Source organism: Hyphomicrobiales bacterium (genome assembly GCA_030688605.1).
GTDB lineage: Bacteria > Pseudomonadota > Alphaproteobacteria > Rhizobiales > NORP267 > JAUYJB01.
In genome coordinates this window covers 1-20367 of record JAUYJB010000036.1, presented here as the reverse complement: position 1 = coordinate 20367, position 20367 = coordinate 1, and the positions used below count along the sequence as shown (strand labels likewise).

At 63.9% G+C, this 20367-nt stretch carries 16 protein-coding genes, 1 tRNA gene and 1 pseudogene; 7 read left to right on the top strand and 11 right to left on the bottom strand.

From position 1 onward, the window contains the following. Positions 1-4 precede the first annotated feature (4 nt). The 3 genes from Q8P46_04520 (at position 5) to Q8P46_04510 (ending at position 3300) form a co-directional block, all read left to right on the top strand. A complete protein-coding gene (locus Q8P46_04520) occupies positions 5-1477 on the top strand; it encodes a hypothetical protein (protein ID MDP2619427.1) in 1473 nt (490 codons plus the stop codon). Further along, the gene (locus Q8P46_04515; protein MDP2619426.1) at positions 1474-3126 is read left to right on the top strand and encodes a heme biosynthesis HemY N-terminal domain-containing protein; all 1653 of its coding nucleotides are present in this window, start codon (positions 1474-1476) and stop codon (positions 3124-3126) included. Before Q8P46_04520 ends, Q8P46_04515 begins: the two co-directional genes overlap by 4 nt. 98 nt (positions 3127-3224) lie before the next feature. Then, positions 3225-3300, top strand: a tRNA-Thr gene (locus tag Q8P46_04510). Between the two features lie 125 nt (positions 3301-3425). On the opposite strand, the gene Q8P46_04505 is transcribed toward Q8P46_04510, so the two are convergent. Together Q8P46_04505 and Q8P46_04500 are read right to left on the bottom strand one after the other, a co-directional pair. Next, positions 3426-3626, bottom strand: a complete 201-nt coding sequence (locus Q8P46_04505; GenBank protein MDP2619425.1) for a hypothetical protein — start codon at positions 3624-3626, stop codon at positions 3426-3428. Between the two features lie 159 nt (positions 3627-3785). Further along, complete coding sequence (locus tag Q8P46_04500) at positions 3786-4622, bottom strand: universal stress protein (protein MDP2619424.1); 837 nt, start codon at positions 4620-4622, stop codon at positions 3786-3788. Between the two features lie 368 nt (positions 4623-4990). On the opposite strand from Q8P46_04500, the pseudogene Q8P46_04495 reads away from it, so the two are divergent. Then, positions 4991-7981: pseudogene (locus tag Q8P46_04495) on the top strand (adenosylcobalamin-dependent ribonucleoside-diphosphate reductase). 21 nt (positions 7982-8002) lie between these two features. Here Q8P46_04495 and Q8P46_04490 read toward each other — a convergent pair. The 8 genes from Q8P46_04490 to Q8P46_04455 all read right to left on the bottom strand — a co-directional run bounded on the left by Q8P46_04490 (position 8003) and on the right by Q8P46_04455 (position 17407). Next, on the bottom strand, positions 8003-8233 hold the full coding sequence (locus Q8P46_04490) for a hypothetical protein (protein MDP2619423.1): 231 nt from the start codon (positions 8231-8233) through the stop codon (positions 8003-8005). A gap of 169 nt (positions 8234-8402) precedes the next feature. Then, positions 8403-10493, bottom strand: a complete 2091-nt coding sequence (locus Q8P46_04485) for an EAL domain-containing protein (protein ID MDP2619422.1) — start codon at positions 10491-10493, stop codon at positions 8403-8405. After that, positions 10493-11146, bottom strand: a complete 654-nt coding sequence (locus Q8P46_04480; GenBank protein MDP2619421.1) for a glutathione S-transferase family protein — start codon at positions 11144-11146, stop codon at positions 10493-10495. Before Q8P46_04480 ends, Q8P46_04485 begins: the two co-directional genes overlap by 1 nt. Before the next feature lie 493 nt (positions 11147-11639). Beyond that, positions 11640-13082 (bottom strand): polysaccharide biosynthesis C-terminal domain-containing protein, encoded by a 1443-nt coding sequence (locus tag Q8P46_04475; protein ID MDP2619420.1) that lies wholly within the window; start codon positions 13080-13082, stop codon positions 11640-11642. A 28-nt stretch (positions 13083-13110) separates the two neighbouring features. Then, a complete protein-coding gene (locus tag Q8P46_04470; protein ID MDP2619419.1) occupies positions 13111-14358 on the bottom strand; it encodes a hypothetical protein in 1248 nt (415 codons plus the stop codon). A gap of 225 nt (positions 14359-14583) precedes the next feature. After that, entirely contained in the window at positions 14584-15081 is a 498-nt protein-coding gene (locus tag Q8P46_04465; GenBank protein ID MDP2619418.1) for a MarR family transcriptional regulator, read from the bottom strand. Between the two features lie 38 nt (positions 15082-15119). After that, a complete protein-coding gene (gene gtdA / locus Q8P46_04460) occupies positions 15120-16169 on the bottom strand; it encodes a gentisate 1,2-dioxygenase (protein ID MDP2619417.1) in 1050 nt (349 codons plus the stop codon). A 41-nt stretch (positions 16170-16210) separates the two neighbouring features. Then, positions 16211-17407: a 3-hydroxybenzoate 6-monooxygenase gene (locus Q8P46_04455; GenBank protein ID MDP2619416.1), complete on the bottom strand. Its 1197-nt coding sequence runs from the start codon at positions 17405-17407 to the stop codon at positions 16211-16213. A 145-nt stretch (positions 17408-17552) separates the two neighbouring features. Here Q8P46_04455 and Q8P46_04450 point away from each other — a divergent pair, with 145 nt between their 5' ends. The 3 genes from Q8P46_04450 to Q8P46_04440 all read left to right on the top strand — a co-directional run bounded on the left by Q8P46_04450 (position 17553) and on the right by Q8P46_04440 (position 19620). Next, a complete protein-coding gene (locus Q8P46_04450) occupies positions 17553-18017 on the top strand; it encodes a TerB family tellurite resistance protein (GenBank protein MDP2619415.1) in 465 nt (154 codons plus the stop codon). 51 nt (positions 18018-18068) lie between these two features. After that, the gene (locus Q8P46_04445) at positions 18069-18788 is read left to right on the top strand and encodes a glutamine amidotransferase (GenBank protein MDP2619414.1); all 720 of its coding nucleotides are present in this window, start codon (positions 18069-18071) and stop codon (positions 18786-18788) included. 496 nt (positions 18789-19284) lie between these two features. Then, a complete protein-coding gene (locus tag Q8P46_04440) occupies positions 19285-19620 on the top strand; it encodes a hypothetical protein (protein ID MDP2619413.1) in 336 nt (111 codons plus the stop codon). Positions 19621-19630: 10 nt separating this feature from the next. Here the strand turns inward: Q8P46_04440 and Q8P46_04435 are convergent, their stop codons facing one another. Further along, positions 19631-20212, bottom strand: coding sequence for an FAD-dependent oxidoreductase (locus Q8P46_04435; protein ID MDP2619412.1), 582 nt, complete (start codon positions 20210-20212; stop codon positions 19631-19633). Positions 20213-20367: the final 155 nt, after the last annotated feature.

Sequence of the window (20367 nt, the reverse complement as noted above, 5' to 3'; positions counted from 1 at the left end):
CAGCATGAGCCCGACGGACGAGACCAAATCAGATGGTGAGCGGCCCGGCGAGAAGGCCCGAAAGCGGCGGGCCAGGCGCCGGCCTGCGACCATCGATCTTGCCGCCACCGAGGTGGCGGCTGAAAAGGCGGAAGCCGATGAGCCGGAAGCCGCCGCGACCGAGGCAGGTGAACAGGCGGGCCCGGACGAATCCGCCGAATCGGAGGAGGCGACCGCCGCGGCGCAAGAGACTGCAGCCGAAGCACCGCAGGAACCGGCTGCGGAGCCTGGCAAATCCGCGTGGTTAGGCGACTTGAGGCTCATGGCCGTGGTCCTCGTGCTGGGCGCGATTCTCGGCGGCCTCGTTGCGCTTGGTGCCTATGGCGGCCTGGTCCGGCTTGGGCTGTTGCCCGGCACCGGCATGGACGCGGCGCCGGTCGAGGCGCGAATCGAGGCTTTCAAGGCCGAGATGGAAAGCGAGATCGCGGCGTTAGGATCGAGCCAATTGCCTGTGAGCGCGCTGGACGAGCTTTCCGCTGCGGTGCAGCAATTGACCCAGCGGTTCGAGGCGGCCGAAGGGGCACTGGCGCAGACCCCACGGGATGATTCGTCTGAGCGTCTCGCCGCTCTTAACAACCGGCTTACCGAACTTGCTGCCCGCCTGAGCGACGCCGAAGCGGCAGCCGCGGCCGGGCGCGAGGAGGTGCGCGGCTTGATCGAGAAGATGGCCGCCTCCGACGATGGCCAGGCGGCATCGGCCGCCATCGGCGCCTTGACGCGGCGTATCGATGCGGTTGAGAGCACCGCGAAGGCGGAAGCCCAGGGCCAGATCGCATCCGCCCGCGCGGCGCTCCGCGCCGAGATCGTCGAGCGCATGTCCGCGGTCGTGCAGGAGATCGCGGCGTCGCGCGCCGATGTGGCGGCATTGCGCGACGAGATTGCGACCGTTGCCGAAAGCGCTCCCGCCGCCAGATCCGCCGCGGCGCTCGCCATCGCCGTCGCCGGACTGGAGCGGGCGGTGAATTCAGGCGCCCCCTTCGTAAGCGAGCTTGCAACCGTCCAGAAGCTGGCCGGCGCGACCGACGAGATCACGGCCCTTGAGGCTTACGCACAAGAGGGCGTGGCGCGGCGCGACGAACTTGCCGAGACATTCCAGGGTGCGGCATCCGCCGCGATGAGCGCCACGGCGCTGCCGACGGACGGCTTTTTCGATCGGCTGATCGCCAATGCCCGTAGGATCGTGCGCATCCGCCCGACCGGCGAGGTCGAGGGCGAGACGACGGGCGCCGTGCTCGCCCGCGCCGAAGCGCAGCTTGCGGCAGGCGACCTCGCGGCCACGGTCGACGAACTCGCCGCCTTGGACCCGGCGGCGCAGGCGGCGATGATGGCTTGGCTTGAGCGGGCGCAGGCGCGAATTGCGGCTGAGCGGCAGATGGCGACGCTCAACCAGCATGTGCTGATCGGTCTTCCGGCGGGTCAAGGGACCGGCGCGCAATGACCCGTTTGATCGTCAGTTTTATAGCCGTGGCGCTGATCGCCGCCGGCATTGCGTGGCTCGTCGATCGGCCCGGTGAGCTGGTGCTGACTTGGGAGGGATACCGGGTCGAGACAAGCCTCGTCGCCGCGGGGATCCTGGTGCTGGTTGCGATCATCGTGGCGATGACCGGCTGGACAGGGCTCAGATTCGTCCTCGGCATTCCCGGCGCGCTGTCGGGCTTTCTGCGCAACCGCCGCCGCGCCAAGGGCTATCAGGCGCTGTCGCGCGGCATGATCGCGGTCGGCACGGGTGACGCCGGGCTTGCGGCCAAGTATGCCGAGCAGGCGCAGGCGATCATGGGCGAGGAGCCGCTCACCCTGCTGCTCAAGGCACAGACCGCGCAGCTCAAGGGCGACCCCGCGACCGCAATGCGAAGCTTTCAGGCCATGCTCGCCGCGCCGGAAACCGAGATCCTCGGCCTGCGCGGCCTGTTCATCGAAGCCGAACGCAAGGGCGATGCTGCGGCGATGCGCGGCCTTGCCGAGCGCGCTCTCAGGCTCGACCCGGCGACCCCATGGGCAGCAAGGGCGCTGTTCGAGATGCATTGCGCCGGGCGCGACTGGGCCGGCGCGCTGGCGATGCTCAATGCCAATCGGGCAAACGGGATCATCGACAAGGCTTCCGCGCGGCGACCGCGCGCGGTGCTGCTCACGGCCCGGGCGATGGGAGTGGCGGAGACCGATCCCGAGCGGGCGCTTGCCTTGGCGCTCGAGGCACACGGCCTTGCCCCCGACCTGGTGCCGGCGGCGAACCTCGCCGGCCGGCTCCTTGCCGACGCCGACAATACGCGCCGCGCGGTCAGGGTCCTGGAAAAAACCTGGAAGCTGTTCTCGCACCCCGACATTGCCGAGGCCTATATCAATGTGCGCCCCGGCGATTCGACCCGCGACCGCCTGAAGCGCATGCGCACCCTGGCGGCCAAGGCCAAGGACCCGCGCGAGGGCGCCATCGCGCTCGCCGGTGCCGCCGCCGACGCGCACGAATGGGGCGAGGCGCGCGAGGCGCTGAAACCTTATCTGGGCGCCGGGCCGACCCAGCGCATTTGCATGCTGATGGCGGAGATCGAGGACGGCGAGCATGGCGATGCCGGTCGCGGCCGGGCGTGGCTGTCCCGCGCCGTGCGCGCGCCGCGCGATCCGGCGTGGACGGCGGACGGGGTGGTCAGCGAGGACTGGGCGCCGGTATCGCCGGTCACCGGCCGCCTCGATGCGTTTGAATGGAAAGTGCCGGTCGAGGCGCTGGGCTCGCCCTCGCCGGACCTGTTCGGCGAACCGGAAGCCGACGTCAAGACGCTCGTCCTGCCGGTGAACGTCGCCGCGCCGGCGGCGGCCGAAACCGCCAAGGCGGAAGCTGCGGCACCGGCGCCGAGCGGCGAAGAAAAGAGGACCGATACCGGCGAGAAGGCCAAGGCCGAAGCCACCGCGTCCGCACCGGGCGGCAATGAAGAGAAAGCCAACGCGGGCGGCAAGGCCAAGGCCGAAACCGGCGACGACAGGGTTGCGGCCGGTTCGGCGTCCGCGGCGCCTGTGGTGCCGCGGCCGCCCGACGATCCCGGCCCGGACGGCGATGCGATCAGCGACGAGGACGCCGAGTTGCAAAGGGGCGGATAGGAAGGGGTTCAGTCGCGCCAGGGCGAAGGGCGCAATTGCCAAGCGGGGATTGAGAGAGTATCTGTCGGGGCAGTTTTTCCGCCGAAACGGCGGGTGGCGCCGGTGTAGCTCAGCTGGTAGAGCAACGCATTCGTAATGCGTGGGTCGGCGGTTCGAATCCGTCCACCGGCACCATAACCCCTTGATAACATGATTTCCTTTTGAATGGCGGTCCGCCCATCGGCGGCCCTGATAGAGCCGCCGTTCTGCTTTCCCCTTTCGCCGGATCCGCCCCCTCCCGCGGCGATTGAAGGACGGCTCTATTCCCCTTGCGACGGCCTGACCCTTTTCAAAAAATCCCAGACGGGCAATGCCGCCAATCCGCCGATAACCCCGGCAGCGTAACTTGGCATCGGAAAATTCAAGGCCGCCTCCCACAAGAGACCCACCAGATAGCTCATCAGGAGCATCGCCGCGATCGTCGCCAGCAGACGTTGCCAGAAGGGCAGGAACAGCGTCATCGGAACCCCCTAGGTGCGGATTTTGGGCAAGGTCGGCGCCTTCTCGATGGTACGGACATCGATCGTACCGTGTGACGTTTCGGACTTAGCCGGCCCCCCAACCGCCGGGTCGGCCGCAACCGCCTTGATCGCGGCCGAGGGACCGGCTCGGGGGCAGCCTCAGTGTGACATCAGCACCGGCACCGTCTGGTGCTCGAGGATGTAGCGCGAGACCCCACCGAACAGCAAGGCGCCGAGATTGCCGCGGCCGAAGGCGCCCATCACCAGTATGTCCGGGTCGGTTTTCTCGCAATAGTCGAGAATGGTTCTGCCCGTGCTGCCCTTCACCTCCAGGCGGAGAGGCTGCGCGGCGATGCCGTGGCGCTTGAGGTGCTCGAAGATATCGTGGTCGCCGAGCCGCTTGGTGTCTTCGTCATCGCCATCCTTCGTCACGGTCACCACATGGAGGCGTTTCTTGGTCTCCAGGATCTGCATGGCGTCGGTGAGCGCCCGCGCTGCCGAGCGGCTGCCGTCCCAGGCAACCACGGCCTCCTCCTTGAACGGGCGGACCCTGTATTCCTGCGGCACGATGATCATCGGCTTTCCAGAGCGCAAGGCGAGCTCCTCCGGCTGCACTAGGCGCCCGCCATGGCGGATGGCGCCCTCGAACTGGCCGGTCAGCAGAATATCGAAGCAGCGCGACAGGCGCGCGAGCAACAGGCTCGGCGGGCCTTCGACTGAGATCCAGTCGTGCGCGGCCTTGGGGTTGGTTTCCTTGACGACATCGCGGAACGACTTCTCGATGGTCTTGACCGTTGCTTCCTCGGCCTTGCGCAGGGCTTCCAGGACCTCCCCCGGAATCCAGTTGCGGACCTGGCTCGAATATTGTTGCGCCACATACACGTGGGCGCCCGTGACCGCCGCATTGTATTTCTTCGCCATCTGCAGTGCGAACTTGAGTGCCTTCTGGGAACTCTCCTCCCCCTGGTAGGCAACGAGCAAGTCTTTGATAGCCACGGTAAACCTCCCTCGTGTGTGTTTGCCCCTTACCGACCGCCCGCCGGAAGTCGAGGCGTGGACACGGTGCGCGCCCATCCTAAGTCGGAATGGGCCACTGCGCCGAGCAATCTACCACTTAGAGCGAGACGACATGAAATGGAACCGTTCTGGCGGAGCCTGATGCGATCGGACCACGAATCACGCGGCGGCCAGCGGCATTTTTTCTCAGACCCGTTAACCACGATTTGAACAAAGTTTTACATTAACGGAACATTAAGGTTAAATACTGCTGAGCGGCGGACCAAACTCATCATCTCCCATTGCGAACGGGAAGGGGGGACCGCTCTAATTTTGTGCGGTGTTTTGTAGTGTTTGAGGAGGCGGTTATGCGTATAAAGCGGCGTTATACGCTCCAAGGCGTTTCACCTTATGAAACGATTGCGTTCCGGAAGGCGGCAAGTGAAATCCGCAACCCGGATGGATCTGTGGTTTTTCGGCTCGATGGCGTCTCGGTCCCGAGGACCTGGAGCCAGGTTGCAAGCGACATTCTCGCCCAGAAATATCTCCGCAAGTCGGGTGTGCCCGCAGCGCTGAAGCGTGTGGAGGAGACGTCCGTTCCCCCATGGCTATGGCGTTCAGTGCCGGATCACGAGGCGCTCGCCGCGCTGCCGGAGGCCGAAAGGACCGGACCGGAACGAGACTCCCGCCAGGTCTTCAATCGGCTGGCCGGCACCTGGACCTATTGGGGCTGGAAAGGGGGCTATTTTGACAACGAGGAAGATGCCCAGGCGTTTTTCGACGAGTTGCGCTATATGCTGGCGACCCAAAAGGGAGCGCCGAACTCTCCCCAGTGGTTTAACACCGGCCTGCATTGGGCGTACGGCATCGAGGGAGACAGTCAGGGCCACGCCTATGTCGATTTCGAGACCGGCAAGCTGACGATTTCGACGTCCGCCTACGAGCATCCGCAGGCGCATTCCTGCTTCATTCAATCCGTGAACGACGATCTCGTTAACGAGGCGGGGATTCTGCCTCTGCTGGTCGAGGAAGGGCGCATCGCCAAGTTCGGCTCTGGGACCGGCGCCAACTTTTCCAACATCAGAGGGTCGAGCGAGTCGCTTTCCGGCGGCGGCCAGGCCTGCGGGCTGATTTCCGTTCTGAGCAGCGGCGACCGCGCTTCGGCTCTGGTGACCGCCAAGGGATCGACGCGCCGCTCATCCAAGATGGTCGTCGTCGACATCGACCATCCGGACATAGAGGAATTCATCCACTGGAAGGTCAAGGAAGAGCAAAAGGTCGCGGCGCTGGTCACCGGCTCCAAGCTGTGCGCCCAGCATCTCAGGGCCATTCTGAGGGCCTGTTCCGATCACGACGGGCCGGAGGAAACCCGATTCGACCCGGAGAAGAACCGCGCGCTCGACTTCGAGATGCGCTCGGCCAGGAAGAACCAGGTGCCGGAGAACTATATCCGTCGCGTGATCCAGTTTGCCCGGCAGGGCTATGGCGACCTTGCCTTTTCCACCTACGACGTCGATTGGGATTCGGAAGCCTATCGCACGGTTTCCGGTCAGAACTCGAACAATTCCGTCCGCGTGTCGGATGATTTCCTCAGGGCGGTCGAGCAGAAACTGCCGTGGAACCTGCGGCGGCGGACCGACGGAGGAATCGCCGACACCGTCGATGCAGCGGATTTGTGGGAGAGTATGGGTTATGCCTCCTGGGCCTCGGCCGACCCGGGCATCCAATATCAGACCACCATCAATGACTGGCACACATGCCCGGTCACTGGGCCGATCACGGCGTCGAATTCGTGCTCCGAATTCCTGTTTCTCGACGATACGGGCAGCACGCTTGCTTCGCTGAACCTGGCCCAGTTTCGCGACGCCGACAGGCGTTTCGATGTCGAGGCCTTCGAGAATGCGGTGCGGCTGTGGACCATCGCGCTTGAAATCTCCGTCGCCATGTCCCAGTTTCCCTCGCCCAAGATCGCCCGGCGGACCTACGAGTACCGCACCCTCGGCCTTGGCCACGCCAATCTGGGCGGTTTTCTGATGTCATCTGGCATCCCCTACGATTCGAGCGAGGGCCGCGCCATCTGCGGTGCAATTACGGCGCTCATGACAGGCGTCGCCTACGCCACGAGCGCCGAAATGGCACGCGAGCTCGGGCCCTTCCTGGGCTATGCCAAGAATCGCGATGCCATGCTCCGGGTCATGCGCAATCACCGCCGCGCCCTCGACTCCAGAACCGCCGACTACGAATCCGTGAGCATGCCGCCTGCCGGCCTCGACCAGACCGCCTGCCCCGACGCGCGCCTTGTCGCCCACGCCAAAGCTGCTTGGGACAGGGCGATTGAGATCGGCGTGCGCCACGGCTACCGCAATGCACAGGCGACGGTTCTGGCGCCGACCGGCACCATCGGGTTGGTCATGGACTGCGATACCACCGGCATAGAGCCGGAATTCGGCCTGGTGAAATTCAAGACGCTTGCCGGCGGCGGCCACCTCAAGATCATGAACCGGGCCGTGCCCCAGGCTCTGCGCGCGCTCGGCTACGAAGAGAACGCCATCAGGGCGATCGTCGACTATGCGATCGGCGCCGGAACCTTGTTCGGCGGTCCGGGCATAGACCATGCCAAGCTCCAGGCGAAGGGCTTCACCGACGAAAAGTGCGCGGCCGTCGAACAAGCGCTCCCCGGTGCCTTTGACCTCAAATTCGTATTCAACAAATGGTCGCTCGGCGAAGATTTCTGTACCGAGGTCCTGGGGCTCGACCCGGCGGCTCTCGCCGACCCGCGTTTCGACATGCTGGCTGCCCTCGGCTTCGACAAGACCGATATCGCGGCCGCCAACCTCTATTGCTGCGGAGCGATGACGGTCGAAGGCGCACCGGGTCTGAAGGAAGAGCATCTGCGTGTCTTCGATTGCGCCAATCAGTGCGGTCGGGTGGGCAGGCGGCATCTGTCGGTGGAGAGCCACATTCGCATGATGGCGGCGGCCCAGCCATTCATTTCAGGGGGAATATCCAAGACCATCAATATGCCGAACGAGGCGACCGTGGAGGACTGCAAGGCGGCATTCGTCCTGTCTTGGTATTTGGGCGTGAAGGCGATCGCCCTTTACCGCGACGGCTCGAAGCTGTCTCAGCCCCTCAATGCGCAGATTCTCGCCGAGGATGAGATCATACCGGAGATTGCCGAGGACGTCGCCGCGATGCCCTTCGCCCATCTGCCGGCACCGGAGGTCGCCATCCGTCCGGTCGAGCGCGTTGCCCAACGCACCGTGCGCGCGGGCGAGATGCCGCCGGCGCGCAGGGAGACCTACGCGAAGACCACCGCCGTCGGCGGTCGTACCGTCCAACTTGCCAGAGGCGGCGACAAGGCTGACCGGCGTTAGGAACTAGGGCGGTTCATGGTTATAGGGGATCAATTGGATGGTCCAAATCGGTTCATCCGGGCAGGCGTGGGCCGCGACACGCGATACGGGATATCGGGCGAGCGCCGCAACGAACCCGGTGGGCCGATTTGGCCCACCGAAGGCCGGGTTCTTTTGCGCCGTGGCGGTGTTGCGGCTGTTGGCCGATGTACCACATCGCCCGGCGAGCCGCGCCTGGCCACGGCGCAAAATCATCCCGGTCAAATGGTTCCCTATAACCATGAACCGCTTTAGGGCGGCGTGCACTGCCGCGCGCTATGCCGGAATTCGGTGACGCCGGAAAAGGGCCGGGTTGCATATAGCGGGGTGCGTTCGATCTCTCGCGTCTTCAGCGAATAGCGCCGTCAGCGCGGCACAATCATGGTCAGCCCGCATATTGCAAGTAACAGTGCGGCTCTCTTTGCGTGTTCGTTTGCACGAGCAGTCTGTCGAATTCGTCAACGGTCGTCGGGGGGCCGAACAAGAATCCCTGGTATTCATTACACTCGTTTTTGCGAAGCCAGGCGAGCTGCTCTTCGGTTTCGACGCCCTCGGCGATCACCTTTGCATTTATCATCTTGCAAAGTGAAATAATAAGTTTCGTTATCGCGCTGTTCTTTTTCAGATCGGCGATGAACGACCGGTCTATCTTCAGGCAACTCACAGGATAGCGTTGGATGTACGACAGGTTGGAGTATCCCGTACCGAAGTCGTCAATGGAAATGCGGAAGCCGAGACCGCTCAAGGTCCGAAGCGTTTCGCCGATATCGTCGTCGCTGCCCATGAGCATCGACTCGGTGATCTCGAGGTCGATGTGCGTCGGATCGCATCCCGTCTCATCGGTTATGCGGCCGACAATCGGCAGCAGCATCTTATTGCGAAACTGGCGCGGCGACAGGTTGACGGACACGTCGAGAAGGTAGCCCTGATCCTGCCAGGCCTTCTGCTGCCTGGCGGCGGTCTCCAGCACCCACTCGCCGAGCGGTTCGATCAATCCCGTTTCCTCGCAAATGGAGATGAATTCGTTGGGACCGACGAGCCCCTTTGTGCCGTGGCGCCACCTCAGCAGCGCTTCCGCGCCGACGATCTGGTTGTCGGCAACGGAGACGCGCGGCTGATAAAAGACCTCGAATTCCTGCTCTTCCAGGGCGCGGCGCAGACTCGATTCGGTTTCCAGCCTCGTCTCCGCGCGCTCTTTCATTGCCGCTGAGAAATAGCGGTGACAGTTGCGACCGCCATCCTTGGCCTCGTACAGAGCCAGATCGGCGCTCTTCATCAGCGTTTCCATGTCCGGCCCGTCCTCGGGAAACACGCTGATGCCGATGCTGGGCGTGACCTGAAGCTCGCAGTTCCCGACAAGGACCGGCTTCGAAAGCTCGGCGCGAATGCGTTCGGCGACCTCGTCGAGATTCGGCTCGTGGCTGGCGTCTTTCAGCAGAACTAGGAACTCGTCGCCGCCGATGCGCGACACGATATCCGTCTCGCGGATCGCGCTTCGCAGCCGACGGGCGGATTCGATCAGCAGTTCGTCGCCGGCCGCGTGACCCAGCGAATCGTTGATGTTCTTGAACCGGTCGATGTCGATGAAAAGGAGGCCGATATGCTCCTTTCTCTCCTTGGCGGCGTCCAGCAAGGTCTGGAATTCACGCTGCACATAGGTCCGGTTCAAGAGCCCGGTCAGCACATCGTGCAACGCCAGGAAGTGCGCTTTTTCCTCGGTCTCCTTGAGGTCAGAGACATCGACCTCGCTGATCAGGATGGCCGGTGATCCGGTTGCCGCGTCGCGGCATTCCCGGGCCGTAATCTCGTGCCATCGGATGCCCGCGAATGAGCGAATCCGCGCCACCAGCCGCCCTTCGCCGCTACGGCTGAGGGCGCTTCTGATCTTTTGATGGTCGGATTCGTCGACAAAGCGTGACAGAAGGGTCTCGTTGACGGAGCCGACATCGGCGCGTGCAGCCGGATTTCGGTACAGCGGCTGGCCGTCGAGACTGTAGAGCGAGATCATCACCGTGGCGTGCAACAGCGCTTCGGCGCTGCGCAGGGTCTCCGGAGTCTCGGACTGGTGTTCGGTCCCCTCGCAAAACATCGCCATGCGGCCGTCCGGCAGACGGACTCCGCTGTAGTTCACGCGCAGCGTGCGAGGCACCCCGTTGGGATAGAGCGTCCAGATTTCCGAGAAAGAAGCATTGTGCTTCTCGAAATCCTCTTGATACTGCTTGAGCCGCTTGGCGACCGAAACCGACATGTCCTTTCGCAGGTCGCGGGACTTGAGTTCCTCCATGGATTCCGCGGACCAGACTTCAAGAGCGCGCTGGTTGGCCCAGACGACACGACTTCTGTCGATGTCGAAGATCCACACCGGCGTCTTCAGCCGATCGACGTAGGAAGGCGCGCCGTCGCTCGCGACCATTTGATCGCGAACGGCGCCGTTCTTCGCCGCCTTCGGCGTTCTCTCTTGAGTCGCATTGGCCATCAGGCGGCCCCGGCCCCCGTTTGCAGCGCCTGTTCGGCCGGTTGCAGCAGATGGGACAGCGGCAAATAACCGTCCGTGTCCTCGACCCGCGCGATCCAGTCCTTCACCGCTGGATAGTTGGCGAAATCGAAGCCGCCCTCATCGGCCACATGGGTGTAGCCAAAGACGCCGATGTCGGCGATGGTGTAGCGATCGGCGACGATGAACTTGCTGTCGCGCAGATGGGCGTCGAGAAGCGTCAGCCCCTTGCGGCCGCGCTCCTGCCAGGCGGCAATTTCCCTCTCCCGGCCTTTCCGCCCGTCCGGAAGAATGGAGATGAAGAACCGCGCCGGCGAAATGAACGGCTCGAGGCTCGATTGCTCGAAAAACATCCATTGAAGCATCTTGGCGCGCGAGTAGGCGTCCTGCGGGATCAGCTGCGAGCCCTCGGCAAGGTACCACAGCATCGCGTTGGACTCGCCGATGCCGCGGCCGTCGTTGAGCTTCAGATAGGGAACCGTTCCATTGGGATTGATCGCCAGATATGCGGCCTTGCGCGTCTCGCCCTTCAGGACGTCGACCGCGATGGTGCGGAACGGGATGTTCAGCTGGTTCATAAGCAAGAACGGCTTGAAACAGTTGCCCGATCCTCTGGTTGCGTAGAGTGTCGTCATCGCCTGCCCTCGTACACTTGGGAGTTTTCTAGGTTTCGGGACGCTATCACCTCGCATTGAAGAAATGGTTTCGCGCCATCCATAAGAAATGCTGCGGCCTGACGAATTTGATTGAGGGTTAATGCTCCGTGTATGCACTGTTTTGGGTCGGCACCATCAACGGTCAGGACATGAATGGGGTGACACGGCAAACAGGGCCGGCGACATCGATTGCTTGAGCCTGGACAGAAGAATTCCCGTTACATCAATGGCTTATGGGATAGCCGAGGAGAAGCGGGGCGGCCGCCCGTCTGCGCGGGTTAATTTCCAGACTTTACGACACGTTACCGGGCTGGTCCCGAGGTCCGGCCCTAGGCCGCAGCCCCGCGATGAAGGCGGCGCTCGAAAGTCCTTCGGCCTGCCGCTGCCGCCCGCCGCGCCTGTCGAAAACAAGGCTTTCGCCGTTAAGGATCGTGCCCGCCCGGGAAATCCGCGGCAAACCGTCGGCGGTCGGTCAGCGGCCACCTTGCACGGAGCCGCCGACCTTGGCGCCGGACAGGGCGGATAGCTGCGGCAGCCTGAAGATGGCGACGTCAAGCCCGGTGCGCGCCTTGGCGAGGAGGCTGAGCCCCATCGACCAGACCGCGGTCACGATGAGGACCGCCAGCGCCGCGCCCGTCAGACCATAAAGGGGCACCAGCGCCAGATTGGTCGCGAAGAGCAGCGCGAGACCGGCTGCGAAGACCGGCAGGGTGGCGCGCACATGCCCGGTCAAGGCGAGGATTTGGGTCGCGGGCCCCGCCGCCGCGCGGATCGCCTGGGCCGCGGCGAGCAAGAGAAGGCTGAGGCCGCCGTCGACGAATTCGGGTCCGAACAGCGCCAGGAAATGCCGGGCCAGCCAATACACCCCGGCGACGGCGCCTAGGCTGACCAGCAGGTTGGTTTGGTTGGCCTTGAACAGAATCGCCGTGAGCGCCGACCGGTCGCGGCTTTGCAGGGCGTTCGCCACGTCGCGCACCATCACCTGATGCACCGCCTGGATGGAGAAGGCCAGGAACATGGAGATCTTGATGCAGACACCGAAAATGCCGGTCTCCGTCTCGTTCAGTATGCTGCCGGCAATCAGCAGGTCGAGGTCGGCGAAGACGCCGATGAACAGCGTCGCGACGACCATTGGCAGAGCGCGCGCGCGCCATCTGCGCCCCTGTCCGCGCCGTCCCGGCCCGAGGCGGCCGGGCGCCGTCGCCACGCCGTCTCCGGTCCCGTCGGCGGCGTTAAGGCGCCGGGCCATCTCCGCCGCCAGCGCGATTGTGATGGCGAGATGACCGAGCAGCAGGCCCGTTACGTCGAACCGCCCGAACAGGGCCCACAAGGCGACGATCAGGCCGAGAAGAAAAAGCGGTCGCCAGAACAGGTCCGGGAGATAGCCGAGCGCGAATTTCCGCCGTGCGTTCGCCACCGGGCCGTTGAATCGCATGAGGGCGAAGACCGGCGCTGTCGCGGCGCCGGCCGTAAGAACCCAGCGCGTGTGGATCGAAAAGGACGGCACAAGCCAGATGCCCAGGATTGCGACGACCGCGAGGCCCGCGCTGACAACACCGATGTCCCGCCGCGCCCAGGCGAGGAAGGCGGCCGCGCGATGCGGCCGTCCGGCGGCATCGGCCCGCGCCAGGATCATTGGCACGATCCACGGATAGCCGAGCGTCGAAACGGTCGCCAGCACCGTCGCCAGACTGAGCGCGACAAAGAAGTTGCCGAGATCTTCCGCGCTCAGGATCCGGGCAAGGAGAATCTGCGCACAGATGCCCAAAACGGCGCCCGCCACCCGCGCGCCGACGGCGAGGCTCGAGGATCTGAGCAGGGACTTCAGGCCACCGGGTCGCCCGGCCGCAAGTCGCGCGGCCGTCGCGCCATGGCCTCGTGGCCGGCTCAGTGGTTCGTGCGTGAATATGCGCATGCGAAAGCCCTGGTCCCGCGCGACGCTATCAGCGGGCGGTAAAGGTTCCGTAGCGCTGCGGTGTCCGTTCATTCGCTGTTTGTCGGCGGCCCCTGACGATTTTCTCGAGCACCGCGCCCGCGGCGCCGAAACAGGGCATCGGATCGGCCGGACTGTATAAGGGCGAGACATGGTTGAGCGGCAGAACGCTCGTCACCCATTCCGCGAACCTCAATTGCCCTCTCTTGCGCAGCTCGAGAAACGCCAGAAAATCCCTCACCGGATACCAATATCTTACCAACTGCTCATAGTCGCCGACCTGCGGCACCGGCTGCCCGGTCAGGTGGCAATAGACGATAAGGTCGATCGGCATGCTCGACTGGACCACCAGCTCCTGGGCCGCAGTGAAGCGGGCATTGACCTCGATCAGTTTGAGCTTTCCGTCCCTCTCGTCGCGCTTGAACTCGATGTTACCGAGGCCGCGAAAGCCGATCCCGTCGAAGAATTTGCGCCCCGCCACCGCGGTCTCCGGCAGCCACTCGGTAATGTGATGGCAGGCATTGCCGCGATTGGCCGGATAACGGCGCAGAACCCTCTTGGTGTAGTGGAACAGGTTGTTTCCGCGCTCGTCGATATAGGTGTAGTAGCTGCTCAACCGGTCGTCCGGACCGGGGATCATCTCGATGACCATGACCTCGAGGTCATGCGCCTGGGCGAGGCGAACCTTGTCGAGGAGCGCGGCGAAATCCTTCTCGACGATGAACAGCTTCTGGCCGAAGACGCGCGAGAATTTGTGCGACTGAATGGGCTTGACCATGAGCGGGAAGGTCGCGCCATGGCGCAGCTTCTCGATGTCCGCCTCGTCCTTCACGCTCCAGAAATTCGGCGTCACGACCCCCGCGGCGAGCGCCAGTTCGAGCGTCCTGCGTTTGTCGAGCAGCGCTTTGCGCTGAGCTGCCGTGCCGCCGTCGAGGATGTAGTGGTGGGCAAGCTCGTCCTGGAAATCGGCGACGAATTCGATCGCCTCGTCGTTGCAGGGAAAGATGATGTGACCGTGAAGATCGGGCCTGTCGCCGGACAGCAACAGCTCGCGCCAGAAGGCCCGGGCCCTCACGTCCCAGCCGATCGGAATGCGCTGCCGGCAGTGGCGGGAATACATGCCCAAGCACTCCCTTTGCCCGGTTACCCTGACCGCGATGCCGCGGCGGCCGAGATGGCGCGCCAGCGACAGCGAATTCTCCTTGCCACCGAGAATCAACACCGGCGTCGAGATGTCGGTGGGCGTGTGCGCGGTCATGGTCCTGTCCGATGCCTGCCGGAGGCTTTTTCGCGTTCCTTCTCGCAGCTTCCATGCCAAGCCGAAGGCCGACGGCGCGCTCGGGGCTCCGAGAAAAAAGGATATTTTTCAATCAGTTATGGTGAGACCGGCCGCAACCGTCGAGGCCGGTGGCGGCGGCGGATACGAAATCTGGCCCAAAATAAGGTGATTCGTCCCGCAATGGCACAGGATCCGGGGGTTCCGTCAGACGCTGCGCAAAGGCGCGCGGCTCTGCTGATTGTTGGCCTCGACCGCCTTGTGCAACAGCGCCATGAATACATCCTGCTCGGCCGCCGTCAACGGCGCCAGGATTTTGTCCTGGATCGCTCTTACGCTCGGCAGCGCGGCCTCGGCCAGCGCCCGGCCCGCTACCGTCAGGCTGATGAGCTTGGAGCGGCGGTCTTTCTTGGATACCTGGCGGGCAACGAGGCCGCGCTCCTCGAGCTTGCGGACGACCAGGCTGATGGTCGTGCGGTCGAGCGCGACCATGCCCCCGAGGCGGATCTGGTCGAGCGGATTTGCCTCAGACAGCGCCGCGAGCACGGAAAACTGCACCGGGGTCAGTTCGAACGCCTTGCAGTCCCTGAGAAAGATTGAAACGGCGATCTGCTGGAACCGGCGCAGCATATGGCCCGGCATGTTGCACACCTCCTCGAAACAGCTGTGCGCGGCATCGCTCGGGCGTTGAAGGAGCTCGCTCATCCGGTCTCTTGGCTCATGCAAACGAGAGCCATCCCGCCTCACGCATTGCCGCGGTCTTCGCGCCACAGGCCGAGCTTCTGCTGCACCGGCCGGTCGGAGAAGCTGAACAGGACCGCGTCCCCGTCCGGCTCGTGGTGGACCGGCATCCAGCTCGGCGCGACGAAGACGTCCTGCGGCCCCCAGTCGAACGTCTCCTCGCCGATCTGCGAGCGGCCGCGGCCTTCGACCGGCACATAGACGGTCGCGTCGGTCGACCTATAGCGGGCCGTCTTGAACCCCTTGGGCAGGAGCTGGATGAAGGTGCCGATGGTCGGCATGGCGAAGCCGCCGTCCTGCGGATTGACATATTTCATCTTCAGCCCGTGGCAGGGGTCCCACTCGTCGCGCCGGCGCATCGATTCGAGCGCCTCGCGGGTGCGCGCGTAAGGGTAGTTGAAGATCGGCGAGGACAGCACCCGGCTCTCATAGTCGACGGGCAGCATGTTGGCGCCATAACGGGCGTTGGAGTGGCCGGTCGGCTTGTCGATGGGCTGCTCCTCGTCGGGGTAGGATTCGGCGAAGGAGGCGTCGAGGATCTGCACCAGCGGAATGTCGAGCCCGTCGAGCCAGATGATCGGCTTGCCGGAATCATTGCCGTGGTCGTGCCAGGAATTGGGCGGCGTGATGACGAAGTCGCCGACCTCGAGAACGGTCTTTTCGCCGTTGACGGTGGTGTGGGCGCCGGAGCCTTCCATGATGAAGCGCAGCGCCGACTGGCTGTGGCGGTGGGCCGGCGCCACCTCGCCGGGCAATACAAGCTGAAGCCCGGCATAGAGCGAGGTGGTGATCTTCGAATCCCCCGGCATCCCCGGGTTCTCCAGGATCAGTACCCGGCGCTCGGCCTCCTTGGCGGAGATCAGATCGCCGGCCTCGAGCAGCATTTCGCGCGCCTCGGCATAACGCCACAAATGCGGCTTGCAGGCGCTCTTCGGCTGCGGCGTGATGAGGCCGCTCAACACCGCCCACAGCGGGGTCATGTTCTTCTTGCCGATCTTCTCGTAATAGGCCTTCCGCTCGGCGGTCTCGGCCGGGGCCTTGGTCAAGGACATATCGTTGTTCCTTCCGTCTTGGCTTTCCTGCTTCCCCCGGCTCAGCCCAGGGCCGCGCCGGTCCTGTCGACGCCGGCATAGAGCCAGGCATTGCCGTCATAGGCCTGCTCGGGGGTGCGCTGCGACAGCATCATGTAGCGCAATTCGGCGGTCGGGCCGGCGGCGTGATAGAATTCACCATAGACGCGCGCCATGATCTGAACCCGCGCGGTGCGCAGATAGCGGTCGTTCTGGTAGGCCCGAAAGGCCGCCTCGAAGTCTCCGTTGCTCGCCTCGATCTTGTTGGCGACGCAGACCGCGTCCTCGATCGCCATGCAGGCTCCTTGCGCGAGATATTGCAGCATCGGATGGGCGGCGTCGCCGAGCAGCGTCACGCGCCCGTCGCTCCAGTTCTTCACCGGCTCGCGGTCGACCAGCACCCACATCTTCCAAGTCTCGATCTTGTCGAGCATCATCAGCACGTTCTCGTGCTCGCCGGCGAAGCGCTGGTTGAGCTCCTCGGTGTCGCCGTAGACGTCCCAACCCTCCTCGTAGCGGTCGGAATGGAACACGGCGACCAGATTGAAGATTTCGCCCCGATGCAGCGGATAGTGGACTAGATGGGTCTTCGGCCCGGCCCACAGGATCACCTCCTTGATGCGCAGATGCTCCGGCACCTGCTCGGTCGGCAGCACGGCGCGGTAGGCGATGTGGCCGGACACCCGCGGTTTGCCGTCATTGACGATCTTGGCACGCGCCTTCGACCACACGCCGTCGGCGGCAATCAGCGCTTCGCCCTCGTAGGTCTTGCCGCTCTCCGTGAACACCCGGACCCTGTCGTCGGCATTCTCGAAGTCGACCACCTTCTGCTTGAGGGTCAGTTCGACGAGCGGCGAGGCCCGGCAGGCGTCGATCAGGGCGTTGTGCAGGTCGGGCCGGTAGATGACTCCATAGGGATATTCGAAGCGGGCGCGGAACTCGTTGGTGTTGAGCGGGATGCGGGTGATCCGCTCGCCGGTGAGCCCGTCCATCATCCCCATCGCGTCCGGGAACACGGCGACATCGTTGATGGGGTCGGTAAGGCCGAGCACGTCGAACATCTTGAAGACGTTGGGGCCGAGCTGGATGCCGGCGCCGATCTCGCCGAATTCCGAAGCCTGTTCGATCAGATGCACGGCGCGGCCCTTTTGGCTCAGCGCCAGAGCCGCCGCAAAACCGCCAATTCCGCCACCGGCAATCAAAATCTGTCGCTCGGGCATCGCCGCGCCGTCTCCCTTGCAGATTTGAACCCCTCTAAATCATCAGTATTATGAGCATATCGGGCGGGCGTAATCAATGGTGCCGATTTGCCGCCGCCGGCTGGCTCGACTAAGGTGAGCGGGACCCCATATTCGCCCCAGGATCATGTTGACAGCCCTGCGCCAGTTCATCGACCGCCTGCAGCAATCCCCGGATGCGGCACATCACTTCGGCGAGGACGACCACAGGCTCGCCATCGCCGCGCTGCTGGTCCATGCGGTGTCGATCGACGGCGTCGTCGACGAGGCGGAAAAGACCACCATCCGGACGGTCCTCAAACGCGAGTTCGAGCTCTCCGACGCCGAGACGAGCGAGCTGGTCGCCGAGGCGCGCGAGCGCGACCAGGAGGCCGTCGACCTTTACACCTTCACCAGCGTGCTGAAGCGGGCGCTTGACGAGAAGGGGCGCAAGCGCAGTGTTGAGATGCTGTGGGAGATCGTCTATGCCGACGGCGCCGTGCATGAGTTCGAGGACAATCTGGTGTGGCGCGTCGCCGAGCTGCTCGGCGTGCAGCGGCGCGAGCGCCTGCGGCTGAAGCGGCGGGCTGCCAAGGCGCGGAAGGCGGATTGACGCGCGCGCGTTTACTTGTTTCTCAGGCCTTTGCCGCTATGTTGCACTGCGATGACCGGTAAGATTCTCGTCATATTGCATCAGGAGCACTCGACTCCCGGACGGGTCGGAAACATGTTGCGCGGGCGCGGATTTAAGCTCGACATGCGCCGGCCGCGCTTCGGCGACCCGCTGCCGGAGACCATGGAGGAGCATGCCGGTGCCATCATCTTCGGCGGGCCGATCAGCGCCAATGACGAAGACGGCTATATGCGCGCCGAGATCGAATGGGTCAGGGTCGCGCTCGATGAGGAGGCGCCGTTCCTCGGCATCTGTCTGGGGGCGCAGATCATGGCCCGCCAGCTCTGCGCCCCGGTCCGCGAGCATCGCCAGGGCGAGGTCGAGATCGGCTACTATCCGATCCGCCCGACCCGCGCCGGAGCCGATCTCGCGCCCTGGCCGCAGAAGGTCTATCAATGGCATCGCGAGGGGCTCGAGCTGCCGCGTGGAGCGACCTTGCTGGCCGAGGGCGACACCTTTGCCTGCCAGGCTTTCCGCTACGGAGAGGCCGCCTACGCCGTGCAATTTCACCCGGAAGTCAACCTTGCCATGATGCACCGCTGGACGGTGCGCGGGGCGGAACGGCTGACGCTGCCTGGCGCCCGCCCGCGGGAAGAGCATTTCAGCGAGCGCACTATCCACGACGACGCCAATGCCGACTGGCTCCGGCGGCTTCTCGATCGCTGGCTGGCGAGCGACGCGCGCCACAGCCGCCATCTGGCCGCGGAATGACGCGCGCCTAGAAGCATGTTCCGCAAGAGTGGAAACCGGTTTTGCGACAAGAACATGCCCAACCGAACAGATAGGAGCAAAATCCGAATCAGATCAGGGGGATTTCGGTCCACGCCTCGCCCCGGACAAATTCTTGTCCTCCGATCAGGCCGCAAACCCGCCTTATTCGCAAAATGCAATGGCTGCGACATGAAGCCCGCGCGACCCACCAGATATGGGGGCGCGAGTTCCGATTTTTCCCATATGATGCGGCAAATCCGCTTCACTGAATGGCAAGGTCTTTGCGCTTAACTGGCGGTGGCTGGCATTCAGGTCGTGCGTAGTCAGTCAGGTTCGGTAGAAGGATGGCCGCAAGACGACCCCCAAACTCGGAAGCGGCCGTCCTTCCCGCACCGCCCCCGCCTTCAGCCAAAATCGACGCCGATGACCGCGCGGCTCCCACGCGCCGAAACGCCCCGCGGCAGTCGCTGCTTTTCCCAGCGCGTGAATTGAAGGCTTGGTGGAGCAGGCAGTCTGCGGCGAACCCGTCTCCGGTACCGATTTCCCTGTTCTACGGGAATTTACAGGGAAATTTTTCAAATATGTGCGCAAATCGGCCTTGCCGTCCCTCATAACTCATTGCAATCACGGCATTTTTTCGGAAATTCCCTACGCGACGGAACAGGGAATTTTCTCCGGCGAACAGGAAATTTGTTTCAAGGAACAGGGAAGCGCCGGTAAGCGATGGGGTGGACGCCCTCCGACGGCATCGACGTGCCAAAGTGGTGGTGTTTGGAACCACGGCAAGGAGAGCGTCCACCCCATCGCTTACAAGGAGATTGTAATTCAGTGAATTGTTTCGGCTAGTTTGCATTCACCTGTGTAAGCCGCTCGCAATCCTCAACACTGATCGCGGCGGCGGTGTCGTGAAGCGCCGCCTGAACCACCTTCGTCGGAACCGACAGTGGGGAATTGGCTTGATCGACCGCGATTGCCGCCATCGTGCCTGTGGCATGGCCAAGAGCCATAGCGGTTGCCATATGACGTGATCCGCCGTTGGCTTCCTGAGTCGCCGAGATCGCCCGTCCGGTCACCAACAGCCCCTCGACGCCTGCCGGCACAAGACAGCGCATTGGAATGTCCCAAGGCGCCGGGGGCATGCTGAGCGATACACTGGTGCCGTTCGGATCGTGAACATCCATGGGCCCACAGCCAAGAGCGATGACATCGTCGAAGGAACGTTGTTCGAGAATGTCCTCGGCCGTCAGCGTGTACTGTCCTACAATGCGCCTTGTCTCACGCACGCCGACCCGAGTGGCGATGTTGGTGAGAATGGCGTTCTCGAATCCCGGCGCCTCCCTTTTCAGGAAATTCACGATGCTCTTGACCTGCTTGCGGCCGATGCGCTCCGCTTCTCCGACCTGGCGCGGATTGAGCATGTCCATCCCGCGAATGAGCTTGTGAAGGAATCGGCGTTTTGTACATGGCTGCAGTGGTCTGGGCAGGGCGTTGTTGGTTTTGATGTCGCCGAATGTGTGTCCGCGGCCGGCTTAGGTGGTCGCGGTGCGCAGGCGATGGGCCGCCATCAGGTTATGGGCGA